Annotated in this window: 22 protein-coding genes; 9 read left to right on the top strand and 13 right to left on the bottom strand. The window is 74.7% G+C overall.

Annotation, left to right across the window (positions count from 1 at the left end; genetic code table 11):
• Together AMIR_RS01240 and AMIR_RS39875 are read left to right on the top strand one after the other, a co-directional pair.
• Positions 1-612 carry a hypothetical protein gene (locus AMIR_RS01240; protein ID WP_012782874.1) on the top strand — a complete coding sequence of 204 codons (612 nt, stop codon included), beginning with the start codon at positions 1-3 and terminating at the stop codon, positions 610-612.
• A 38-nt stretch (positions 613-650) separates the two neighbouring features.
• The gene (locus tag AMIR_RS39875) at positions 651-1895 is read left to right on the top strand and encodes a hypothetical protein (protein WP_012782875.1); all 1245 of its coding nucleotides are present in this window, start codon (positions 651-653) and stop codon (positions 1893-1895) included.
• Positions 1896-1911: 16 nt separating this feature from the next.
• Here the strand turns inward: AMIR_RS39875 and AMIR_RS42545 are convergent, their stop codons facing one another.
• The 3 genes from AMIR_RS42545 to AMIR_RS01260 are packed head-to-tail and all read right to left on the bottom strand — an operon-like array spanning position 1912 to position 3982.
• On the bottom strand, positions 1912-2718 hold the full coding sequence (locus AMIR_RS42545) for a hypothetical protein (RefSeq protein WP_012782876.1): 807 nt from the start codon (positions 2716-2718) through the stop codon (positions 1912-1914).
• Positions 2715-3596: a Gfo/Idh/MocA family protein gene (locus AMIR_RS01255; protein WP_049797053.1), complete on the bottom strand. Its 882-nt coding sequence runs from the start codon at positions 3594-3596 to the stop codon at positions 2715-2717. The genes AMIR_RS42545 and AMIR_RS01255 overlap by 4 nt, the downstream gene beginning before the upstream one ends.
• Positions 3597-3616: 20 nt before the next feature.
• Complete coding sequence (locus AMIR_RS01260) at positions 3617-3982, bottom strand: hypothetical protein (protein WP_041836507.1); 366 nt, start codon at positions 3980-3982, stop codon at positions 3617-3619.
• Positions 3983-4035: 53 nt separating this feature from the next.
• Between AMIR_RS01260 and AMIR_RS01265 the strand changes: the two genes are divergently transcribed.
• The 3 genes from AMIR_RS01265 to AMIR_RS01275 all read left to right on the top strand — a co-directional run bounded on the left by AMIR_RS01265 (position 4036) and on the right by AMIR_RS01275 (position 6392).
• Entirely contained in the window at positions 4036-4839 is an 804-nt protein-coding gene (locus AMIR_RS01265) for an NUDIX hydrolase (protein WP_041837257.1), read from the top strand.
• Positions 4836-5636, top strand: a complete 801-nt coding sequence (locus AMIR_RS01270) for an MBL fold metallo-hydrolase (protein WP_012782880.1) — start codon at positions 4836-4838, stop codon at positions 5634-5636. Before AMIR_RS01265 ends, AMIR_RS01270 begins: the two co-directional genes overlap by 4 nt.
• Before the next feature lie 117 nt (positions 5637-5753).
• Complete coding sequence (locus AMIR_RS01275; RefSeq protein WP_012782881.1) at positions 5754-6392, top strand: hypothetical protein; 639 nt, start codon at positions 5754-5756, stop codon at positions 6390-6392.
• Between the two features lie 16 nt (positions 6393-6408).
• On the opposite strand, the gene AMIR_RS01280 is transcribed toward AMIR_RS01275, so the two are convergent.
• The 5 genes from AMIR_RS01280 to AMIR_RS01300 form a co-directional block, all read right to left on the bottom strand.
• Complete coding sequence (locus AMIR_RS01280; protein ID WP_041836508.1) at positions 6409-6813, bottom strand: hypothetical protein; 405 nt, start codon at positions 6811-6813, stop codon at positions 6409-6411.
• 52 nt (positions 6814-6865) lie between these two features.
• Positions 6866-7963: a DNA polymerase III subunit beta gene (dnaN, locus tag AMIR_RS01285; RefSeq protein WP_012782883.1), complete on the bottom strand. Its 1098-nt coding sequence runs from the start codon at positions 7961-7963 to the stop codon at positions 6866-6868.
• A gap of 41 nt (positions 7964-8004) precedes the next feature.
• A complete protein-coding gene (locus tag AMIR_RS01290; RefSeq protein ID WP_041836509.1) occupies positions 8005-9267 on the bottom strand; it encodes an MFS transporter in 1263 nt (420 codons plus the stop codon).
• Between the two features lie 740 nt (positions 9268-10007).
• Positions 10008-10682 (bottom strand): Crp/Fnr family transcriptional regulator, encoded by a 675-nt coding sequence (locus AMIR_RS01295; protein ID WP_012782885.1) that lies wholly within the window; start codon positions 10680-10682, stop codon positions 10008-10010.
• A 202-nt stretch (positions 10683-10884) separates the two neighbouring features.
• On the bottom strand, positions 10885-11133 hold the full coding sequence (locus tag AMIR_RS01300) for a hypothetical protein (protein ID WP_012782886.1): 249 nt from the start codon (positions 11131-11133) through the stop codon (positions 10885-10887).
• 271 nt (positions 11134-11404) lie between these two features.
• Here AMIR_RS01300 and nth point away from each other — a divergent pair, with 271 nt between their 5' ends.
• From nth to AMIR_RS01320, 4 genes are all read left to right on the top strand, one after another.
• Entirely contained in the window at positions 11405-12178 is a 774-nt protein-coding gene (gene nth / locus AMIR_RS01305) for an endonuclease III (RefSeq protein ID WP_012782887.1), read from the top strand.
• Positions 12175-12855 carry a TlpA family protein disulfide reductase gene (locus AMIR_RS01310; RefSeq protein WP_012782888.1) on the top strand — a complete coding sequence of 227 codons (681 nt, stop codon included), beginning with the start codon at positions 12175-12177 and terminating at the stop codon, positions 12853-12855. Before nth ends, AMIR_RS01310 begins: the two co-directional genes overlap by 4 nt.
• 113 nt (positions 12856-12968) lie before the next feature.
• A complete protein-coding gene (locus AMIR_RS01315) occupies positions 12969-13592 on the top strand; it encodes an NUDIX hydrolase (protein ID WP_085945064.1) in 624 nt (207 codons plus the stop codon).
• 21 nt (positions 13593-13613) lie between these two features.
• Positions 13614-14801: a MarP family serine protease gene (locus tag AMIR_RS01320; protein ID WP_012782890.1), complete on the top strand. Its 1188-nt coding sequence runs from the start codon at positions 13614-13616 to the stop codon at positions 14799-14801.
• A 47-nt stretch (positions 14802-14848) separates the two neighbouring features.
• On the opposite strand, the gene AMIR_RS01325 is transcribed toward AMIR_RS01320, so the two are convergent.
• From AMIR_RS01325 to AMIR_RS01345, 5 genes are all read right to left on the bottom strand, one after another.
• Positions 14849-15775, bottom strand: a complete 927-nt coding sequence (locus AMIR_RS01325) for an alpha/beta fold hydrolase (RefSeq protein WP_012782891.1) — start codon at positions 15773-15775, stop codon at positions 14849-14851.
• Between the two features lie 8 nt (positions 15776-15783).
• Entirely contained in the window at positions 15784-16251 is a 468-nt protein-coding gene (locus AMIR_RS01330; protein WP_012782892.1) for a phage holin family protein, read from the bottom strand.
• A 71-nt stretch (positions 16252-16322) separates the two neighbouring features.
• A complete protein-coding gene (gene nhaA, locus AMIR_RS01335) occupies positions 16323-17495 on the bottom strand; it encodes a Na+/H+ antiporter NhaA (RefSeq protein ID WP_012782893.1) in 1173 nt (390 codons plus the stop codon).
• Positions 17496-17630: 135 nt separating this feature from the next.
• Positions 17631-19616 carry an acetate--CoA ligase gene (gene acs / locus AMIR_RS01340; protein ID WP_012782894.1) on the bottom strand — a complete coding sequence of 662 codons (1986 nt, stop codon included), beginning with the start codon at positions 19614-19616 and terminating at the stop codon, positions 17631-17633.
• A 223-nt stretch (positions 19617-19839) separates the two neighbouring features.
• Complete coding sequence (locus tag AMIR_RS01345) at positions 19840-20421, bottom strand: GNAT family N-acetyltransferase (protein ID WP_012782895.1); 582 nt, start codon at positions 20419-20421, stop codon at positions 19840-19842.
• Positions 20422-20490 lie beyond the last annotated feature (69 nt).

Consider the following 20490-nt stretch of genomic DNA (forward strand, 5'->3'; position numbering starts at 1 on the left):
ATGTCGGACACGCTGCACGAGCTGCTGCTGAGGTTGTCGGGGAGGCTCCCCGACGACGTCATGTGGCGGTTCCGGGACTGGGCCGCGACCGACGCCGTGTCCGTCCTGGCCCGCACGCTGCCCCGCACCCTGCTGCACGACCGGGTCGGCCTGACCGACCACGAGCAGCGGCTGCTGGAGAGCGCCCTGGTGCCGCACGGCGCGGACCGCGCGGCCACGAGCTCCATCCGGGCCCTGGACGAGCTGCCCGAGACCGACTTCGCCTTCACCCCGGAGTCGCCCGACCGGGCGGCGATGGGCGACTCGGCGACGGTCGTGCTCGGCGCGACCCTGCGCGGCAGGCCGGGGGTCGGCGAGGTCCGCTCCTCCTGGCGCCAGGTCGGCGGCAGGAACGGGAGGACCAACCGGGTCATCCTGGTCACCGCCACGTCCGGCTGCGCGCGCCTCGCGGGCGAGCTGCAGCGCGTGCTGCGGGCGCTCGGCGAGCACGACCCCTGCGTGGAGGTCCTGCCCGCCGGGCTCGAACCGCCGCCCTACCACCGGGCGGCGTTGGCGTCCTCGGAGCTGGTGTGCACCGGCGCCGAGGACGAGGGACACCTGGTGACCGTCTGATGGTCGCCGCTGCGGAGCGGGCCGGAAGGAGAACAGGCGTGGCGCAAGACGGAACGGGACTGCCCGTCCGCCTGCACGACCTCCTGTTGGCGCTGGCGGGCCGCGTTGACGACGACGCGCTCGCCCAGGCGCGGGAGATGCTGGCGGTCTCGGAGCTGGACCGCGCGGTCGACCACGTGGTCGGCTGCCTGATCGCCGGGCGCATCCCGGTCAGGGCCGAGGAGCGCGAGGAGCTGGGCGCGCTGCTGGGCGAGGTCCGCTCGGACCCGCTGCTGGCCGACCGGTTGCTGGCCGTGGAGACGCTGCCGCACGTCCGGCACCGGTTCACGTCCGAATCGGACCCGACGAAGGACCTGGCCGACGTGCTCGGCCGGACCGCGTCGGCGCTGCCCGACGTGCGCTCGGTGCGCTGCACGTGGCGCTCCAGCCCGGCGGGCGCGACACCGGGGCCGCTGCCGCAGCGCGTGGTCCTGGTGGACATCGGCCCCAAGGGCTTCCCGACCGCCACCGCGTACCGGCTCGACACGGTGCTGCGGAAGGCGGGCATCCGGGCCTCGGTGGAGGTGCTCATCGTCGGCAAGCCGATGAACGAGTACCACGCCGCGGCGTCGTCGTCCTCGCGCGAGGTCTACTTCCCCTCGGCGCCGCTCGGCGCCAAGGGCGAGGCGCCGGACAACGCCGCCTGGTTCGACGGCGAGGTCCGGGACAAGGCACCGGTCATCGAGCCGGAACCGGTGCCTGCCGACGACAACCAGAACGGCTCGACCAAGTCCCGACGTGGCCGCGACGAGGCGTTCGAGGCGATCCAGCCGTTCCCCCCGAAGCCGGTCAAGCGCACCGCCGCGCGCGACCAGGCCCAGAAGGGGGAACCGGCCCCGCCCGCCGCTCCCGAGCAGCAGACCCCGCCGCCGCCCCCGCCTCCACCGCCGGTGGCGCCCCCGCCCGCCCCGAAGGCGGCGCCCGCGCCACCTCCGGTGGTCCCGGTGGCGCCCCCGGTCGCCCCACCGCCCGCCCTGCCCGAGGACTCGCCGTTCTCGCGCGCCGAGGTGACGATGGAGCTCAACCCGGAGGACCTGGCGGCGCTCCAGGCGGCGCTGGCCGACGGGCAGGCGCCCGCCTCGGTCAACCTGCCGCCGACCGTGGACGCCAAGCTGAGCGACCGCGAGCGGGCCCTGCTCCAGCAGCTGCACGAGGAACTGGCCCAGCGGGAGCAGCAGACCTGGCCGGGTGGGGCGGAGTACGTCAACGGCGTGCCCAAGCCCAACAACGGCAAGTTCTCCTGACCCGCGCCTCCGGGGCCTAGTCAGCCAGGCCCCGGAGGTCGGTCACCAGCGCGGCCCTGCGCGCCCGGTCGATCCGCCGGTAGGGCGCCGACGCGGCCAGGTCCGTCACCCGCTCGTCCTCGCTCGTCGAGCGGTGCTCCGCTCCCGCCGCCTGGTGCGCGGCTGTGTGGTGCGCGGCTGTGTAGTGCGCGGCTGTGTGGTGCGCGTCCGCGCGCTGGTAGCGCAGCGCCCTCAGCAGGTCGAACAGCCTGGCCTGCGGCGACGGCCCGGTGCGCGCGGCGGCCATCGGGTGCTCCACCACCAGCTCGACCACCGGCGGGTCCGGCCACAACCGCTCCACCGCCTCGGCGTGCGCCGCGTTGACCGCGCGCAGGAACTCCGCGCACCTCGGCGTCGCCCGCACGCTCCCACCCACCACCAGCCACTCCCGGTCGGTCAGCGCGGCGGCCAGGCCCGGCGTGCGGCGGTGCAGCGCGCGCACCACCCCCAGCGGCGCCGGACCGCGCGCCAGCAGGCTCGCCAGGTCGGCCAGCACCCGCACGTGCGGCGACCGGGCCCCCGACGCGGCCAGCAGCGCCGCCCCGCGCCGGTGCGCGGCGGGCACCAGCCGGTGCAGCTCGACGGCGACCTCGGCGGCGGTCGCGCAGGCGTCCGCCCCGTCCCGCGCCCGCTCGACCAGGCCCCGGTCCACCGCCGCCGCCCGCCCGTCCCGCCCCCACGCCGCCAGCGCGCCCGCGTGGTGCGCCTCGGCCTCCCGCCACGCGCCCCGCGCCGCGCAGGCCAGACCCGCCGCGTACCGGGCCAACCCGTCCACCGCGCTCACGCCAGCGCCCTCACCTCGGCGATCACCCGCTGCAGGTGCAGCCCCCTGCGCACGTCGCACGGGTGCCGCACCGCGCCCGACGCCACCGCGCCGACCAGGTCGTCCAGCAGCACCGCGTAGCAGTCCCGCGCCGTCGAGCCGCGCCCCGCCAGCACCCGCCTGCCGTGCGCGCCGAACACCTCCAGCTCGGCCACGCCCGGCGACACCGGCACCGACATGCCCAGCGCCGCGCTGCTCACCGCACCCGACTCGTGCTCCAGCAGCACCTGCCACAGCCCACCCGCGCAGCTCGCCGCCCGCACCCCGGTGATCCGGCCCAGCGCCGCGTCCAGCAGGTCGAACGCGTGCGGCCCGACGTCGTCCAGCGCGCCCCGCTCGTGCCGCCACGGCGAGGCCGAGTACGGCCCGCCCAGCAGCCCGCCGCCGACCCAGCGCGCCGCGCCGCCGGTCCAGCCGCCCAGGTCCCGCCAGTCCACGAGCTGCTCCCGCGTCTCCGGCGCGAACCGCCTGGTCAGCATCACCAGCGCGGCCACCCCGGCCTCGTCGACCGCGTCCACCAGCTCCCGCGCGCCCGCCACCGACTCGGCGACCGGCTTCTCCAGCACCAGGTGCCTGCCCCTCCGGGCCGCCGTGACCGCGATCGGCGCCTGCACCCCCGGCGGCACCGCGAACGCCACCGCGTCCACCTGCTCCAGCAGCTCGTCCACCTCGCGCACGGCCGCCGCGCCGTGCTCGGCGGCGAGCCCGGCGGCCACGTCGTGCCGCCGCCCCCACACCGACACCAGCTCCACGCCGGGGTGCGCGGCCAGCCCCGGCGCGTGCACCGCCCGCGCCCACGGACCCGCGCCGACCAGCCCCACCCGCAGTCGTTCAGCCACCACCGTCACCAGACCTCCCGCTAGCAGTAGTCCCCGGCGTACTTGGCCTCGGGCACCGAGATCCGGCCCCCGTCCGGGAAGACCAGGTCGAGCCCGGCCTCGGTGTACTCGACCGCGGGGTTCGGCTCCCACCCGGGGGGAAGCTCGACCACGTGCGCCCGCTCCACGCAGCCCAGCCACACCTCGTGCGTGGTGCCGCCGAAGAACCGGGTGCTCTCCTTCACGTAGACCCCCGGCCGGTTCCCGTCGCTCGGCTCGCTGCTGATCACGCTGGTGGAGGGCATGAACAGCAGCACGCCCGTCACCGCGGTCAGCGCCACCCCGCCGAAGGCGCCCGCGAGCAGCACGGCGAGGTTGACCAGACAGCCTTTCCCCTTCATCTCCACGATTCCCATCCTGCCCGGTGTCGCGGGGCGTGATCGGCCGTACGCTCGCGGTCGTGCGAGAACTCCCCGAGGAACTCGTCCTGCCCCCCGGCGCGCTCCCCGCGACCACGCCGGACCCGCCCGCCCCCACCAGGGACGCGGCGTCGGTGCTGCTGGTCCGCGACGGCGAGCGCGGGCTGGAGGTGTTCCTGCAGCGCAGGGTGCTCGGCATGGCCTTCGCGGGCGGCATGACGGTGTTCCCCGGCGGCGGGGTCGACCCGCGCGACGCGGACACCTCCGTGGAGTGGGCCGGGCCGCCGCCGTCGTGGTGGGCCGGGCGCTTCGGGTGCGGGGAGGAGGTGGCCCGCGCGCTGGTGTGCGCGGCCGTGCGGGAGACCTTCGAGGAGTCCGGGGTGCTGCTGGCCGGTCCGTCGGCCTCGGAGGTCGTCGCGGACGCGAGCGCGTACTTCGCCGAGCGGCGGGCGCTGGAGCGCAGGGAGCTGTCCCTGGCGGCGTTCCTGGCCGGGGCGCGCCTGGTGCTGCGCGCCGACCTGCTGCGGCCGTGGGCGAACTGGGTGACCCCGGTGGAGGAGCCGCGCCGCTACGACACCCGGTTCTTCACCGCCGCCCTGCCCGATGGCCAGCTGGCGGACGGGGTGACCAGCGAGGCGTCCGACGCGGTGTGGCAGCGGCCGTCCGAGGCGATCGCCGACTGGGAGGAGGGCCGCAGGCTCCTGCTGCCGCCCACCTGGGTGGCGCTGGCGGACCTGGCCGAGCTGGGGTCGGTGGCCGAGGCGCTGGCCGTGGAGCGGGAGGTGGACCGGGTGATCCCGAAGCTGGTGCGGGACGGCGACGTGGTGCGGGTGGTGCTGCCGTGAGCGGGCGGCCCGCCGAGGGGGAGCGGTTCGAGCACCCCGCGTACGGGGTCCTGCGGCCGGTCACGCCGGAGGCGGCGGTCCTGCTGGCGGACAACCCGTCCGTGATGACCCTGGACGGCACGAACACGTGGGTGCTGCGCGCGCCGGGCGAGGAGTCCTGCGTCGTGGTCGACCCCGGCCCGAGCGACGAGGCGCACCTGGCGCGCGCGGCGGGCTTCGGCCCGGTGGCGCAGGTGCTGCTCACGCACGGCCACCCGGACCACGCGGAGGGCGCGCGCGAGTTCGGCGAGCGCGTCGGCGCCCCGGTGCGGGCGCTGGACCCGGCGCTGCGCCTGGGCGGCGAGGGCCTGGCGCACGGCGACGTCGTGGCGGCGGCCGGCCTGGAGATCCGGGTGGTGGGCACGCCGGGCCACACCTCGGACTCGCTGTGCTTCCTCGTCGGCGGCGCCGTGCTGACCGGCGACACGATCCTCGGCCGGGGCACCACCATCGTGGCTCACCCGGACGGGCGGCTGGGGGACTACCTGGAGTCGCTGCGCGTGCTGGCGGACCTGCCGCCGGGCACCACCGTGCTCCCCGGCCACGGCCCCGAGCTGCCCGACGCGGCGGAGGCGGCCCGGCGCTACCTGGCGCACCGCGAGCAGCGCCTGGCCCAGGTCGCGGCGGCGCTGGAGGCCCTCGGCCCGGACGCGACGGCGCGGCAGGTGGTGGAGTCGGTCTACGCGGACGTGGACCGCGCCCTGTGGCCCGCGGCGGAGTGGTCGGTGCGCGCCCAGCTGGAGCACCTGCGCCGCTGAGCCGCTCCGCCGCCGAGCCTGGCCCGTGGGCCAGCCCACTCGCCGGATTCCGCCGTTCCCCCACGTCACCCGCACCGCGCTGGGTACCGTCCTGCCGCCGACGCAGGGGGGATCACCATGACGAACAAGCGCGCACTGCTCACCGCGCTCACCGCCACGACGCTGGCGCTCGCCGGGTGCACGACGCTGGAACCGGGCAGGCCGGTGGCCGCGCCGGGCGCGAGCGCCCCCGCGAGCACCTCGGCGAAGCCCAGCACCTCCGCCAAGCCGAGCGCGTCCGGCAAGCCCAGCGCGTCGAACGCCGCGCTCACCGAGATCGACGTCTGCGGCCGGGTGCCCGCGGACCTGATGCCGACGCTGGTGCCCCAAATGGTCGGCAAGCCGGGCGAGGCGACCTGCGCGCAGGAGCCGACCGAGCTCAACAAGGCCGGCTACCCCACCCAGGAGGGCCAGTTCAAGGTCGACGGCAAGGTCGTCATGGCGATCGTGGTGACCGTCTACCAGGGCGCCCTGGACATGCAGGGCTACGTCAAGTTCCAGCTCGACCAGAACCCCGGCAAGGTGAGCGCCTATGACGTGATGAGCCTGCCGGGCTACTCGGGCCAGTCGAACTTCAAGGACCTGAAGTTCGTCATGGGCGCCGCCGCGGGCGTGAACGGCGACATGCACACCGGCCAGGTCCTGCTGGAGCAGCAGCCCGACGAGCTGGGGATGTCCGCCACCGCGTTCCTGCTCAAGATGACCATCGACGACTGACGCGCCGCCCCGCGCGCTAGCCGGGCAGGAACCCCAAGGTGACCACCAGCCCCAGCACGGGCACGGCGAACGCCGCGTCGGGCAGGTCGTCGGTGGTGCCGATCTCGACGGCGAGCGCGTCCGAGCCGATCGTGGTCACGCCACCGACGTGGAACTTCGCCGCGGTGTCCGGCGCCCGGTACCGGAACCCGGCCTTGCCGATCGCCGCCTCCTCCACCCGGATGTTCCCGCTGGGCTTGAGCCGCTTCAGCACCTCCGCCACCTCGCCCGCGCCGCCGGGGTGTTGGCTGTAGAGCACCCGCATGACCGTCTTGCCCGCCGTGCCGCCAACCGCCGTGCCGCTGGCCGCCATGCCGCCAACCGCCGCGCCGCCAACCGCCGCGCTGCTGGTCACCGTGCTGCCGGACGTCGCGACCGCCACGTCGCCGACCGCGACGGGCGTGCCCGCCTCCCGGCTCCGCCGCCCGCCCCGCTCAGGGCGTCCGCAGCGGCACCACGAGGTACGTCAACCGCACCCCGCTCGTGTCCTCCTCGGCCGTCAGCACGGTCGACCGCAGCCCCGACTGCACCCGCAGCTCCACCCGCCGCCCCGCGAACGCCCGCAGCGCGTCCGACAGGTACCGGACCTGGAAGCTCCTGGTCAGCAGCCCGCCGCTGACCGACGCCTTCACCGACTCGCTCGACTCCCCGGCCTGCGGGTCGCTGCCCCGCACCCGCAGCTCCCCGTCCTCGGCCGCCAGCTGCACGGCCCCGTGCGCCCCCGAGTACGGCGCGGCCCGGCGCACCGCCCCGGCCAGCTCGTCCGCCTCCAGCACCACCGTGCACTCGCCCTCGGCGGCCAGCAGCTTCCGCGCCCGCTCGTCCGGGAACGGCGCGGCCAGCAGCGCCGTGCTGGCGCTCCCGCCGCCCCAGGCCAGGGCCAACCGGTCCGCGTCGGCGCGCAGCTCCACCCGCTCGTCCCGCGCGGCCTGCTTCGCCACCTCGGCCAGCTGCACGGCCGGGGCCAGCGCGTCCAGCGCCCCGCCCGCCCACGGCACCGACGCGAACCCCAGCCGGTACCGGTCCGAGGTGATCAGCTCCAGCCGGTCCCCGGCCGCGTGCACCCGCACGCCCGTGAACACCGGCAGCGCGTCGTCCTTGGACGCCGCCGTGGCCACCGCCGCCAGCGCCGAGGCGAACGCCCCGGCGGGCGCGGAACCGGCCACCGGCGGCAGCTCCGGAACCCCTGGGTGGTCCCCCAGCTCCAGCAGCGGCAGCGCGAACCGCGCCGCCCCCGTGCGCACGGCCAGCCGCGACCCCTCCACCACCAGCCGCACCTGCGGGGACTCCAGCGCCCGCAGCGTCTCGGCCAGCGGCTTCGCGGGCACCAGCGCGGCCCCCTCGGAGTGCGTGGTGGCCGCCCGGCTCAGCCGCAGCGACCGCTCCCGGTCGCTGCCCGACAGCTCCACCCCGCCCGGCCCGGCCCGCAGCACGACGCCCGCCAGCACGGGGTCGAGCACGCGGCCGGGCAGCAGGCGGGCGACGTCGGCGACGGCGGAGGCCAGTTCCGAGGTGGTGGCGGTGAGGTCCATCCCCGGAAGCTAGCGAGCACCCCTGACAGTTCCGGCCGGGTTCAGCGCCCGACGAGCCCCGCTTCCTCCTCCTGGGGGACAGCGGCGCCCGCCGGAACGCCGGGCGCGCCCGCCGCGACCGTCCCGCGCAGCAACCACACCACCACCGCGACCGCCAACCCGGACGCGGCAGCCGCCAGGAACGCCGTGGACGTCCCACGGGCCTCCACGATCTGCCCGGCGAGCCCCTGCCCGGCCGCCAGTCCCAGCGTCACCGCCGTGACCACCCACCCGAACGCCTCGGCCGCTGTGCCCTCGGGCGCGACCTGCTCGATCGCCGCCGAGTGCGCGGTGGACTGCGGGGTGATCAGCGACCCGACCACGAACAGCGCCACCGCGAGCCCCACGAGCGTCGTCGGGATCGCCAGCAGCGCCGCGAGCAGCGAGAACCCGCCCAGCAGCACCGGCAGCCGCAGGTGCATGGGGCGCGGCAGCGGGCGCAGCGAGTACAGCACCCCGAACAGCACCGAGCTGACCGACCACAGGCTCAGCAGCAGCCCGCCGACCCCCTTGTGCCCGGCCGCGTCGGCCGCCGCGGGCACCGCCACCTCGATGAACCCGATCGACAGCCCGAACCCGAGCGCCGCGAGCGCCACGGTCCGCATCCCCGGCGAGGCCAGCGCGCCGAGCGGACCGCCGCCCTGGACGGGCTCCGGCCGCCGCCCGCGCACGGTCGGCGTGCAGGCGAACCACAGCGCGCCGACCACCATCATCGCCGCGCCCACCACGAACCCGGTGCCCGGCCAGGCCGCCGTGACCAGCACGCCCGCCAGCCCCGGCCCGAGGATGAAGAAGACCTCCATGCTGATCGCCTCGTAGGCGATGCCCGCGTCGCGCAGCGGCCCGGCGGGCACGATGCTCGTCCACAGCGCCCGCGACGCCGACCCGGCCATCGGCTCGGTGAACCCGACCGCGAACGCCAGCGGCGCCAGCACCACCACGGCCACGCCGCTCTCCACGGCCACGACCGCGCCGGTCGCGGCCAGCGCGAACAGCGCGGTGACGGCCAGCAGCGGCCTGCTCGGCCCGAACCGGTCCATCAGCCTGCCCTGCGCGATCGCGCCCAGCGCGACGCCGATCAGCGCCGAGGCCGACACCAGCCCCGCCGTGCCGTAGGAGCCGCTGGCCCGCTGGACGTAGAGCAGCAGCGCGAAGCCGATCATCGCGATCGGCAGCCTGGCGAACAGGCCCGCGACGACGGGGCCGCGCATCGCGGGCGTGGTGAGGGCGGCGCGGTAGTCGGAGAGCCGGGCGGAGTGGGACATGCGTGCCAGTATGCAGACCTGGTACGCGAGTACCAATTTTTTGCCTGCTGTTCTCCCGTTCGCCCCGTCCAGCGGACCCGAACGGCGCACCGATCGGGGGCGCCGGACCCGATCCGGGCGCACCGCTGCGATGAACGGGTGAAAACGCGAGGTGGAGGGGCTGAACCGGCATTCCCCGAGGGTGAACGCCCTTGAGGCGCGGGGTGGGGGGCGTGCGATGGTGTGCGCACGAACCCGCGCGAACCCGGTTTCAGCAGGCCGGACCCGCGGGTACCCAGGTACTCCAGTCCGGTGCCACGAGGGTCGGGGCCTGCGGGCGCCGGAAGCGGAGACGCGGTCTGTCGGGGGATGGGCCGCGAGAGCAGCGGGGTCGGAGCGCCGCGTCGGGGGCGGCGCCCGGCTCCGCTGTCCCCGTTCCCGCTCCGGTCGTCCTCGCCCCCACCGCGCCCGGCGACCGCGCGCGGTCCGGAAAGGCCCCACGACGAGCACGACGGCCGCCTCCTGGTGGTCGGAACCACCGGCAGGCCGCCGTCGAGCTGATCGTGTTCACCCGTCCGTGCGGCGCACGAACCGTCCGCGCACCCGCGTCGACCGGCGGAGCGCCCCGCTTCCCGCCACGCGGACACCTGGTCCGCCGCGGTCGGAAGCGGGGCGCGCCTCACCTCGGGAGTGCTCCGCTGCGGGGTCGGCCCCGACGCGGGTCGTTTTCCGAGAACCCCGCCGACACCGGGGCGCGCTGACTACCGGGCTCGGCGCGCGAGCCGCTCCGGGTCCAGGATCAGCACGCTCTTGCCCTCCAGGCGCAGCCAACCCCGGTGGGCGAAGTCCGCCAGGGCCTTGTTGACCGTCTCGCGCGAGGCGCCCACGAACTGGGCGATCTCCTCCTGCGTCAGGTCGTGCGTCACCCGCAGCAGCCCCGCCTCCTGGCTGCCGAACCGCTGGGCGAGCTGGAGCAGCGCCTTCGCCACGCGGCCGGGCACGTCCGTGAAGATCAGGTCGGCCAGCATGGAGTTCGTCCGGCGCAGCCTGCGCGCCAGCGCGCGGAGCAGCTGCTCCGCGATCTCCGGCCGGTTCGAGATCCACTGCCGCAGCGCCGGGCGGTCCATGCTGACCGCACGCACCTCGGTCACCGTCGTCGCGGTGGACGTGCGCGGACCGGGGTCGAAGATCGACAGCTCGCCGAACATGTCCGACGGTCCGAAGATCCCGAGCAGGTTCTCCCGACCGTCCGGCGACTTGCGCCCGATCTTCACCTTTCCGGATTGGATGATGTAAAGCCGGTCGCCCGGTTCGCCCTCCGCGAAGATCACGTGGCCGCGCGGGAATTCAACGGACTCCAGCGTCTGCGCCAGTGCCTCCGCTGCCGCCGGTTCAACCCCCTGGAAGATGCCCGCGCGGGCCAGGGTCTCGTCCACCTCGTCCCTCCTGTCGAGACGCGACGGCGTGGTCGAGCGCGTTCCGCCTTCTGGCGGATCAGCGCCTGCCGTCGATCACTGAGTGCAGTCTAAGGGCTGTGGTCGGGATCGCCTTTCGGGCGCGCCGTCGGCACAGTCCGGACAGCGCGACGCGGCCCACCGGGGGGAGCCCCGTTGGGCCTGATCAACGCTGGTGCCCGCCCTAGCGGCGGGGGCGCGACCGCAGGTTCTTCGAGCGACCGCCGAACCGGCGCAGGCGGAACAGCTCCAGCGCGCGGCCGATGCCGTGCCCGTAGAGCGCCTTGACCTCGTCGGGGCGCGCGGACTCGAGGAACTCCTCGACCTCGTCCTCCTGCACGGCGACGTGCCGCAGGCGGGCTTCGACGCGCTCCATGAAGAGCGCGAAGAACATGATCACGATCGGAACGGCGATGACGAACCAGGCAGTCATGATGGCTCCGATCCTTGCGCATCCCGTTTTCGGGCGCACTGGCAGGGGGTCTCTTCGCGCGCGTGGCGCGCGTGCGAGGAAATGGACGTCCGGAACCGCTCCGGGGTTGCTCGGGGGTTCCCCGTCGCGCCCGGACCACTCCCCGTGCGGAACCGGTGACGCACCGCAGAACGCGAAGCGGACAGCCGGGTGGAAATGGACGGCGGCTCACCACGTGTGACCTCTCCCGCCGTGGCGCGAGGGTGGTCCGCGCCACCGGTAGCCTTTTGGCATGGTGGGTGGCGCGCGGGGCGGAGCACGGCCGGAAACCCGGTTGGGACTCGTCCGCAGGGCCCGCCGGACGGTGCGGGTGCTCGGCGTCGGCTACCCGGACGCGCACTGCGAGCTGGACTTCACCACCCCGCTGGAACTCCTCGTCGCGGTCGTCCTGTCCGCCCAGTGCACCGACAAGCGCGTGAACCAGGTCACCCCGGCGCTGTTCGCGCGCTACCGCTCGGCCGAGGAGTACGCCGCCGCCGACCGGACCGAGCTGGAGGAGCTGGTCCGCCCGACCGGCTTCTACCGCAACAAGGCCGCCGCGATCTCCGGGCTGGCCGCCGAGATCGTGGAGCGGCACGACGGCGAGGTGCCGGGCACCCAGGCCGAGCTGGTGAAGCTGCCCGGCGTCGGCCGCAAGACCGCGAACGTGGTGCTCGGCGACGCGTTCGGCGTGCCGGGGATCACCGTCGACACGCACTTCGGGCGGCTGGTCCGCCGCTGGGGCTGGACCACCGAGGAGGACCCGGTCAAGGTCGAGCACGCCGTCGGCGCGCTGGTCGAGCGCAAGGACTGGACCCTGCTCTCCCACCGGACGATCTTCCACGGGCGCCGGGTGTGCCACGCCAGGACGCCCGCGTGCGGCGCCTGCCTGCTCGCGCCCCAGTGCCCGTCCTTCGGGACGGGCCCCACCGATCCGGTCCGCGCTGCCAAGCTGGTGAAGGGCGACGAGGCGGAGCACCTGATCGGGTTGGCCGAGCGGGTGCGGGCGGGGGAGCGGCTCGGGTGAGCGCGGCGGCGCGGTGGTCGGTGGTCGTCCTGGTGCTCGCGGTGGCGGGCGTGGTCGCCCTGTGGCCGAGGGGCGAGGACCCGGCGAGCCCGGTGATCCCCCAGCCCCAGCGCGACACGTCCCAGCGCGCGGACCTGGGCGTGGCGCGCAACAAGGCCGCGCTGCGGCCCTGCGACCAGTTCTCGGGGAACTCGGCGAGCCCCGCTTCCGCGAATGCCGCGTCCCCGAGCCCCGCGTCCCCGAGCGCGGGCCCCACGAGCACGAGCGCGGGTCCCGAGGCGCTGCGCGGCGCCACCGCCGTGTGCCTGGGCGACGGTGAGCGGGTCGACGCCGCGACCGCGCTGTCCGGCCGGGTGCTGGTCAACTTCTGGGCGTCCTGGTGCGCGCCCTGCCGCGAGGAGCTGCGCGTGCTGGACGACTACTCCCAGCGCCCCGGCGCGATCCCGGTGCTCGGCGTCCAGGTCAAGAGCGGCGAGGCGGACGGCCTCGACCTGCTCTCCCGGATCGGCGTGCACCTGCCGTCGCTGGTCGACGACTCCGAGGCGCTGCTGAGGGCCTTCAAGGTCCCGCCCACGCTGCCCGCCAGCTTCCTGGTCGGCGCGGACGGCTCCATCACCCCGGTGACCGACCCGCTCGTGTTCACCAGCGTCGATCAGGTCCGCGAGGTGGTCGGATGACCGACCGGACGACCGATCCCGTCACCGGCCACGACGCCGACCGCGCCGCGGGCCTCGCCCCCGGCGGGGCCCCCGAGCGGCTGGTCGACGACCTCGGCGAGCTGCCCGAGTGGATGCGCGGCCTGGCCGCCGCCGCGGTGGACGCCGACGCCGACACCTTCCTCAACTACCCGAAACCGCCCGCCTTCACCGGCCGCGCGGCCTCCGTGCTCATGCTGTTCGGCGAGGGCCACCGGGGCCCCGACCTGCTCCTGCTGCGCCGCGCCGACACCCTCGGCTCCCACCCCGGCCAGGTCGCCTTCCCCGGCGGCGCCGCCGACCCCGAGGACTCGGGCCCCGTCGGCACCGCGCTGCGCGAGGCGTTCGAGGAGACCGGTGTGCTCGCCGAGGGCGTGCGACCGGTGGCCCTGCTGCCCGAGCTGCACGTCCCGGTGTCCGGGTTCCTGGTCACGCCCGTGCTCGCGCACTGGCGCACCCCGGTCCCGGTCGCGCCGGTCGACCCCGGCGAGACGGCGGCCGTCGCCCGCATCCCGGTCGCCCACCTCGCCGACCCGGCGAACCGGTTCCGCGTCTCGCACCCGTCCGGCTACACCGGACCCGCGTTCTCCGCACCGGGGATGCTGGTGTGGGGCTTCACCGCCGGACTGGTCAGCGGGCTGCTCCGGCTCGGCGGCTGGGAGCGCCCGTGGGACGCCACCGACGTGCGAGACCTCGACTCGGCGCTGCGCGCCACCTAGCCTGACGGGCGGAGGAACCGGGTGAACTGGGTAGACCTGCTGGTGCTGGCGATAGCCGCGTTCGCCGCGGTGTCGGGCGCCAGGCAGGGCATGGTCGTGGCCGTGCCCGCTTTCATCGGCGTGCTCGTCGGCCTGCTGCTGGGCACGCAGCTCGCGCCCGTGGTGGTGTCGCGCTTCGACAACGTGGTGACCAAGGTCGTCTTCGCGGTCGGCGTGGTGGTGCTCCTGGTCGCGCTCGGCGAGACGCTGGGCGTCTACATCGGACGCGCGGTCAAGTCCAAGGTCAACGCGACCCCGCTGCGCGGCGTGGACAACGCCCTCGGCGCGGTCGTGCAGGGCGCGGTGGTGTTCGTGGTGGCGTGGATGATCGCGCTGCCGCTCACCTCGGTGGCCGGCCTGCCGACGCTGGCCAAGGGCCTCAACCAGTCCGCGATCCTGTCCACCGTGGACGGAGCGATGCCGCAGGCGGCCCGCGACCTGTCCGAGGACCTGCAGAACCTGTTCGACGTGTCCGGCTTCCCGGCCGCGATGGACCCGTTCAACCGCACCCCGCTCAGGGAGGTCTCCCCGCCCGACCCCGAGCTCAGCGGCGACCCCGTGGTGCAGCGGCTGCGGCCGAGCGTGCTGAAGGTGCGCGGCCGGGCGCCCTCGTGCTCGCGGGCGCTGGAGGGCACCGGGTTCGTGATCGCGCCGGAGCGGGTCATGACCAACGCGCACGTCGTCGCGGGCACCACCGAGGTCAGCATCGAGGTCGGCCAGGGCAAGTTCGACGCGACGGTCGTGCACTACGACGCGCAGACCGACCTGGCGATCCTGGCCGTGCCGAACCTGGACGCGCAGCCACTCCAGTTCCGCACCGACGAGATCGACCAGGGCGAGGACGGCATCGTGCTCGGCTACCCGCTGGACGGCCCGTACACGGCGTCCGAGGCGCGGGTGCGCGAGCGCATCCCCATGCTGCGCGGGCCGGACATCTACGACGCGCAGACCGTGACGCGGGACGTCTACACGATCCGGGCGAAGGTCCGCAGCGGCAACTCCGGCGGCCCGCTGGTCGACCGGGAGGGCCGGGTCATGGGCGTGGTGTTCGGCGCGGCCGTGGACGACCAGGAGACCGGGTTCGTGCTGACCCCGCAGGAGGTCGCCGACGAGGTGGCCAAGGCGCCGGGGCTGGTGCGGCGCGCGCCCACGCAGACCTGCGCGTCCTGATCCCGCGAACCAGGCGCTGAGGCCGGGCGCCCCCCGAGGGCGCCCGGCTACCGCTCGGCCAGGAAGCCCGCGATCACGCGGCTGACCTCGGCGCGGTCCTCCTGGTGCGGGAAGTGCCCGACGTCCTGGAGCACCCGCAGCACCGAGTCCGGACCGCGCCAGCGGGCCGAGTCGAGCGCGGTCTGCGCGAGCATCACCGGGTCGCGGGCGCCCTGCACCTGGAGCACCGGGGCCTCCAGCTTCCGGGACACCGCCTCCACGAACCGCCGCCCGTCGCTGCGCACCTGCGAGCGCACCGCCCACCGGTGGTACTCCAGCGCGCTGTGCGCCACGCCGGGGATGCGCACGGCGGCGGTGTTCCGCTCGACCACCTCGGCGAACTCCGGCGAGGCCGTCCACCCCGCGCCACCCCAGGCGCGCAGCAGCTCGCCGACGCGGGCGCCGTTCGCGGCCAGCAGGGAGCGCTCCGGCAGCACCGGCAGCTGGAACCGCAGCAGGTGCCCCAGCGCGCGCGCCTGCCCGGCGGTGTTGCGCCGCACGGCCCGGCGCAGCGCCAGCGGGTGCGGCGCGGACACGGCCGTCACCGACCGCACGAGGCGGGGGTGCAGCGCGCCGACCACCCAGGCCAGCATCCCGCCCCAGGCGTGCCCGACGACGTGCGCCCTGGGCTCGCCGAGCGCCTTGACCAGCCCGGCGACGTCACCGGCGAGCGTGAACCCGTCGTAGCCCCTCGGCGGCTTGTCCGAGTCCCCGTACCCGCGCAGGTCGACGGCCACCGCCCGGTACCCGGCCTCGGCCAGGTCGACCAGCTGGTGCCGCCAGGACCACCAGAACTCGGGGAACCCGTGCAGCAGCAGCACGAGCGGTCCGTCGCCCAGCTCGGCCACGTGCAGCCGGATGCCGTTGGCGGACACGTCGCGGTGCGCCCACGGGCCGGGTATCCGCGCGGACGACGGGTCCGGTGGCGGCGCCACGGCCCGGCTCAGGGGGTGTCGTCCTGGTCGTCGCGGCGCCGCAGCACCGCGACGGTCTCCTTCGCGGACTCGATCGTCCGCGTCGGGGCGCGCAGCGTCTTCATCTTCCGGTAGCCCAGGAGCCCGAGCAGGACCGTGATGCCGATCATCAGGCCGAAGACGATCAGGTAGCCGGCCCAGACGGGCAGCCACACCGCGATCAGCTCGGCCACGAACATGAAGAAGAAGAACAGGCTGAAGGAGAGGACCACCAGCGCCAGGATGAAGAAGACGCTGCCCTTCAGCCCCCGCTTGACCTCGTGGGTCACCTCGGCCTTGGCCAGCTCCACCTCGGCCCGCAGCAGGGTCGACACGTGGGCTGTCGCGTCGCGCACCAGCCCGCCGATCGAGGTCTCCCCGGCGATCGTCGAGGCGTTCTCCGCCGTCAGCGGGATCGACGGGATTGGAGGCGGCGTGTTCTCACTCGGGGTGGTCACCGCACAATCGTGCCACGCCCCCTGGCGCGAGGCCGCTCGACCGGCTGATCACGCGATCGATCACCCGGTGATCAGTCCGAGTCCCGGTGCGCTCTGCCCCGCCGCACCAGCAGGACGGCCGCGATCAGCGACGCCAGCAGGGACGCGATCAGCACCGCGGCCTTGGCCCGTTCGGCCGCCTCGCCGGCCAGCGCGAGGTCGGCGATCAGCAGGCTCACCGTGAACCCGACGCCGCCGAGCACGCCCACCGCCGCGACGTCGCGCGGTCCCGCCCCGCTCGGCCACACCGCGAGCCTCAGCCGCACCGCCAGCGCGGAGAAGCCGAGGATGCCGATCACCTTGCCCAGCACCAGACCCGCGACGACGCCCAGCGCGATCGGGTCGTCCACCAGCGCGCGCAGGGCGTCCCCGCCGATCGGGACGCCCGCCGCGAAGAGCGCGAACAGCGGCACCACCAGCCCGGCCGACCACGGCTGCAACCGGTGCTCCAGGCGCGCGGCGGGCGCCTCGTCCTCGCCCTCGTCGGCGCGCACGCGGGTCAGCAGCCCGAGCGCCACCCCGGCGATCGTGGCGTGGACCCCGGCCTCGTGGACCGCGACCCAGGCGCCCACCGCGATCGGGACGTAGAGCCAGGTCGCGGTGACCCGCTTGTGCTGGAGGAAGGCGTACAGGGCGAGCAGCGCGACGGCGGCCAGCACCGCGAGCAGCTCCAGCCCGGAGGTGAACAGCACCGCGATCACCGCGATCGCGCCCAGGTCGTCCACCACCGCGAGGCTGAGCAGGAACACCCGGACGCTGCTCGGCAGCGCCGACCCGGCGATCGCCAGCACGCCCAGCGCGAACGCGATGTCGGTGGCCATCGGGATCGCCCACGCCTGGCCCGCGCCCGGTTCGCCCCAGGAGAAGCCGAGCGCGACCAGCGCGGGGACCACCATGCCGCCGACCGCGGCGATCACGGGCAGGGCGGCGGCCTTGAGGCTGTTCAGCTCGCCGACCACCAGCTCGCGCTTGAGCTCCAGCCCGGCGACGAAGAAGAACACCGCGAGCAGGCCGTCCTTGACCCAGTCACCGATGGTGAGCGGGCCGAGGTGCGTCTCGCGGAGCGCGGTGTAGGAGTCGCCGAGCGGGGAGTTGGCCCACAGCAGCGCGATCGCGGTGGCCACGAGCAGGACGATGCCGCCGGTGGTCTCGGTGCGCAGGTAGCGGGCGAAGTCGGCGGCGGGCTTGCGGGCGGGGGAGGACAAGGGGCTGCTCCGTAGTCTGGGCACGGCTGATGACGTGCCGACCAGACTTCCCGGCTCACCTGTGACCAAGGGTAACCGACGGCGGGCGTCCCACCAAGTGGTGGGACGCCCGCCGGGTCCTGGCCGTCCGCGCGCTCAGTCCTCCCCGGAGCCCTTCTTCAGGCCGGAGGAGATCAGGTCCATCACGGACGAGTCGGCCAGCGTCGTCACGTCGCCGACCTGGCGGTTCTCCGCCACGTCGCGCAGCAGGCGGCGCATGATCTTGCCCGAGCGGGTCTTCGGCAGCTCCGGCACGACCATGATCTGCCTGGGCTTCGCGATCGGCCCGATCTCCTTGGCCACGTGGTCGCGCAGCGCCTTGATCGCCTCGGCCCCGTCCGAGCCCGCGGCGACCCCGCCGCGCAGGATCACGAACGCCACGATGCCCTGCCCGGTCGTCGGATCGGTCGCCCCGACCACCGCCGCCTCCGCCACGGTCGGGTGCGACACCAGCGCGGACTCCACCTCGGTGGTGGAGATCCGGTGCCCGGACACGTTCATCACGTCGTCCACCCGGCCCAGCAGCCAGATGTCGCCGTCCGCGTCGTACTTCGCGCCGTCGCCCGCGAAGTAGAAGCCCTCCTCGGCGAACCGCGACCAGTAGGTGTCGCGGTAGCGCGCGTCGTCGCCCCAGATGCCGCGCAGCATCGACGGCCACGGCTCGTCCAGCACCAGGTAGCCGCCACCGCCGGGGCCGACCTCGACGCCCTGGTCGTCCACGACCTTCGCACCGACGCCGGGCAGCGGGCGCTGCGCCGAACCGGGCTTGGTGGACACCACGCCGGGCAGCGGCGAGATCATGATCGCGCCGGTCTCGGTCTGCCACCAGGTGTCCACGATCGGCGCCTTGCCCGCGCCGATGTTCTCCCGGTACCAGATCCACGCCTCGGGGTTGATCGGCTCGCCGACGCTGCCGAGCACCCGCAGCGACGACAGGTCGTGCTTGGCCGGGATCTCCGCGCCCCACTTCATGAACGTGCGGATCAGCGTCGGCGCGGTGTAGTAGATCGAGACGCCGTACTTCTGCACGATCTCCCAGTGGCGGCCCTCGTGCGGGGTGTTCGGGGTGCCCTCGTAGACGACCTGGGTGACCCGGTTGGCCAGCGGGCCGTACACGATGTAGCTGTGCCCGGTGACCCAGCCGATGTCGGCGGTGCACCAGTAGACGTCGCTGTCCGGCTTGAGGTCGAACACGTTGTGGTGCGTGTAGGCGGTCTGCGTGAGGTAGCCGCCGGAGGTGTGCAGGATGCCCTTGGGGTTCCCGGTGGTGCCCGAGGTGTAGAGGATGAACAGCGGGTGCTCGGAGTCGAACGCCTCGGGGGCGTGCTCCTCGGACTGGCCGTCCACCAGCTCGTGCCACCACAGGTCGCGGCCCTCGGTCCAGGCCACCTCGCCGCCGGTGCGCCGCACCACCAGCACGTGCTCGACGCTCGCGGCCTTCGACACGGCCTCGTCCACGGCGGGCTTGAGCGGGGCCGGGTTGCCGCGCCGGTACTGGCCGTCGGTGGTGATCACCAGCTTGGCCTGCGAGTCCTCGACGCGGGTGCGCAGCGCCTCGGCCGAGAAGCCGCCGAACACGACGCTGTGCAGCGCGCCGATGCGGGCGCAGGCCAGCATGGCGACGATCGCCTCGGGGACCATCGGCATGTAGATGGCGACCCGGTCCTCGGCGCCGACGCCGAGCGAGGCCAGCGCGTTGGCGGCCTTGGAGACGTCGCGCTTGAGGTCGGCGTAGGTGATGGTCCGGCTGTCGCCGGGCTCGCCCTCCCAGTGGATGGCGACCTGCTCGCCGTGGCCGGACTCGACGTGCCGGTCGACGCAGTTGTAGGCGACGTTGAGCCTGCCGCCGACGAACCACTTGGCGAACGGTGCGTCGGACCAGTCGAGGACCCGGTCCCACTTCCGCTCCCAGGTCAGCCGGTCGGCCTGCTCGGCCCAGAAGGCCTCGCGGTCGGCGGCGGCCGAGTCGTACAGCGCCTGGGTGGCGTTCGCCTGCGCGGCGAACTCCTCGGACGGGGGGAACGTGCGGCTCTCGGTCAGCAGGTTGTCCAGGGTCGGGCCGTTCTCGTTCGGCTTGGTCATGTCGGGCAGACCTCCTGAATCCTTGGCCGTGGTGGGCACCCCTGGGGGCGGTCCCGCTCACAGCACCCCGACATGGTTCAGACCAATACGGCGGCTGTGAAACACATGGGTAACTGTGTAACCCGTGTCCCACGTCACGGACCACCGCTAATCCGCCGAATGACACCTCAATTGCGACCAGCGGTAAGGGTGGGTGACCTCGCTCACACCCGGTGGTGGCCGGTCACTCGGCCAGTCGTGCCACGAGCCGGTCACGCACGCCGGGCCACTCCGGCGCCGTCACCGAGAACACCACGGTGTCCCGGACGGTGCCGTCCGGCCTGATCCGGTGCGCGCGCAGCACCCCCTCGCGGGTCGCGCCGAGCCGGGCGATGGCCCGCTGCGAGCGCTCGTTGCGGATGTCGGTGTGCCAGCCCACGCGCAGCGCGCCCAGCCCGTCGAACGCGCGGGTGAGCAGGAGCAGCTTCGCGGCCGTGTTCAGCGGGGTGCGCTGCCAGGGCGCGCCGATCCAGGTGTGGCCGATGCACAGGTTCCGGTGCTCGGGGTCGACCTCGTAGTACGAGGTGGTGCCCACGACCTCGCCGGTGGCCGGGTCGACCTGCGCCCACGGCGCCCGGTCCGGGTCGGTCAGCGCCCGGTCCACGAACGCGGCCATCGCGGGCAGGTCGGTCGGCTGGCGGCTGCTCAGCCAGGTCCACACGCCGGGGTCCGCGCCCGCCTTGAGCAGTCCGGGGGCGTGGTCCGGGGTCAGCGGCTCCAGCCGGACGTGGGGATCGCTGAGCACGGGGCGGTCGAACCAGGTCATGCCGTGACGTTAAGTCGACATGTGGACTTCCAGAACGACCACTCCAGGAGAAAGTCCGGGAGGCCACTT

The organism is Actinosynnema mirum DSM 43827 (assembly GCF_000023245.1).
GTDB classification, from domain to species: Bacteria; Actinomycetota; Actinomycetes; order Mycobacteriales; family Pseudonocardiaceae; genus Actinosynnema; species Actinosynnema mirum.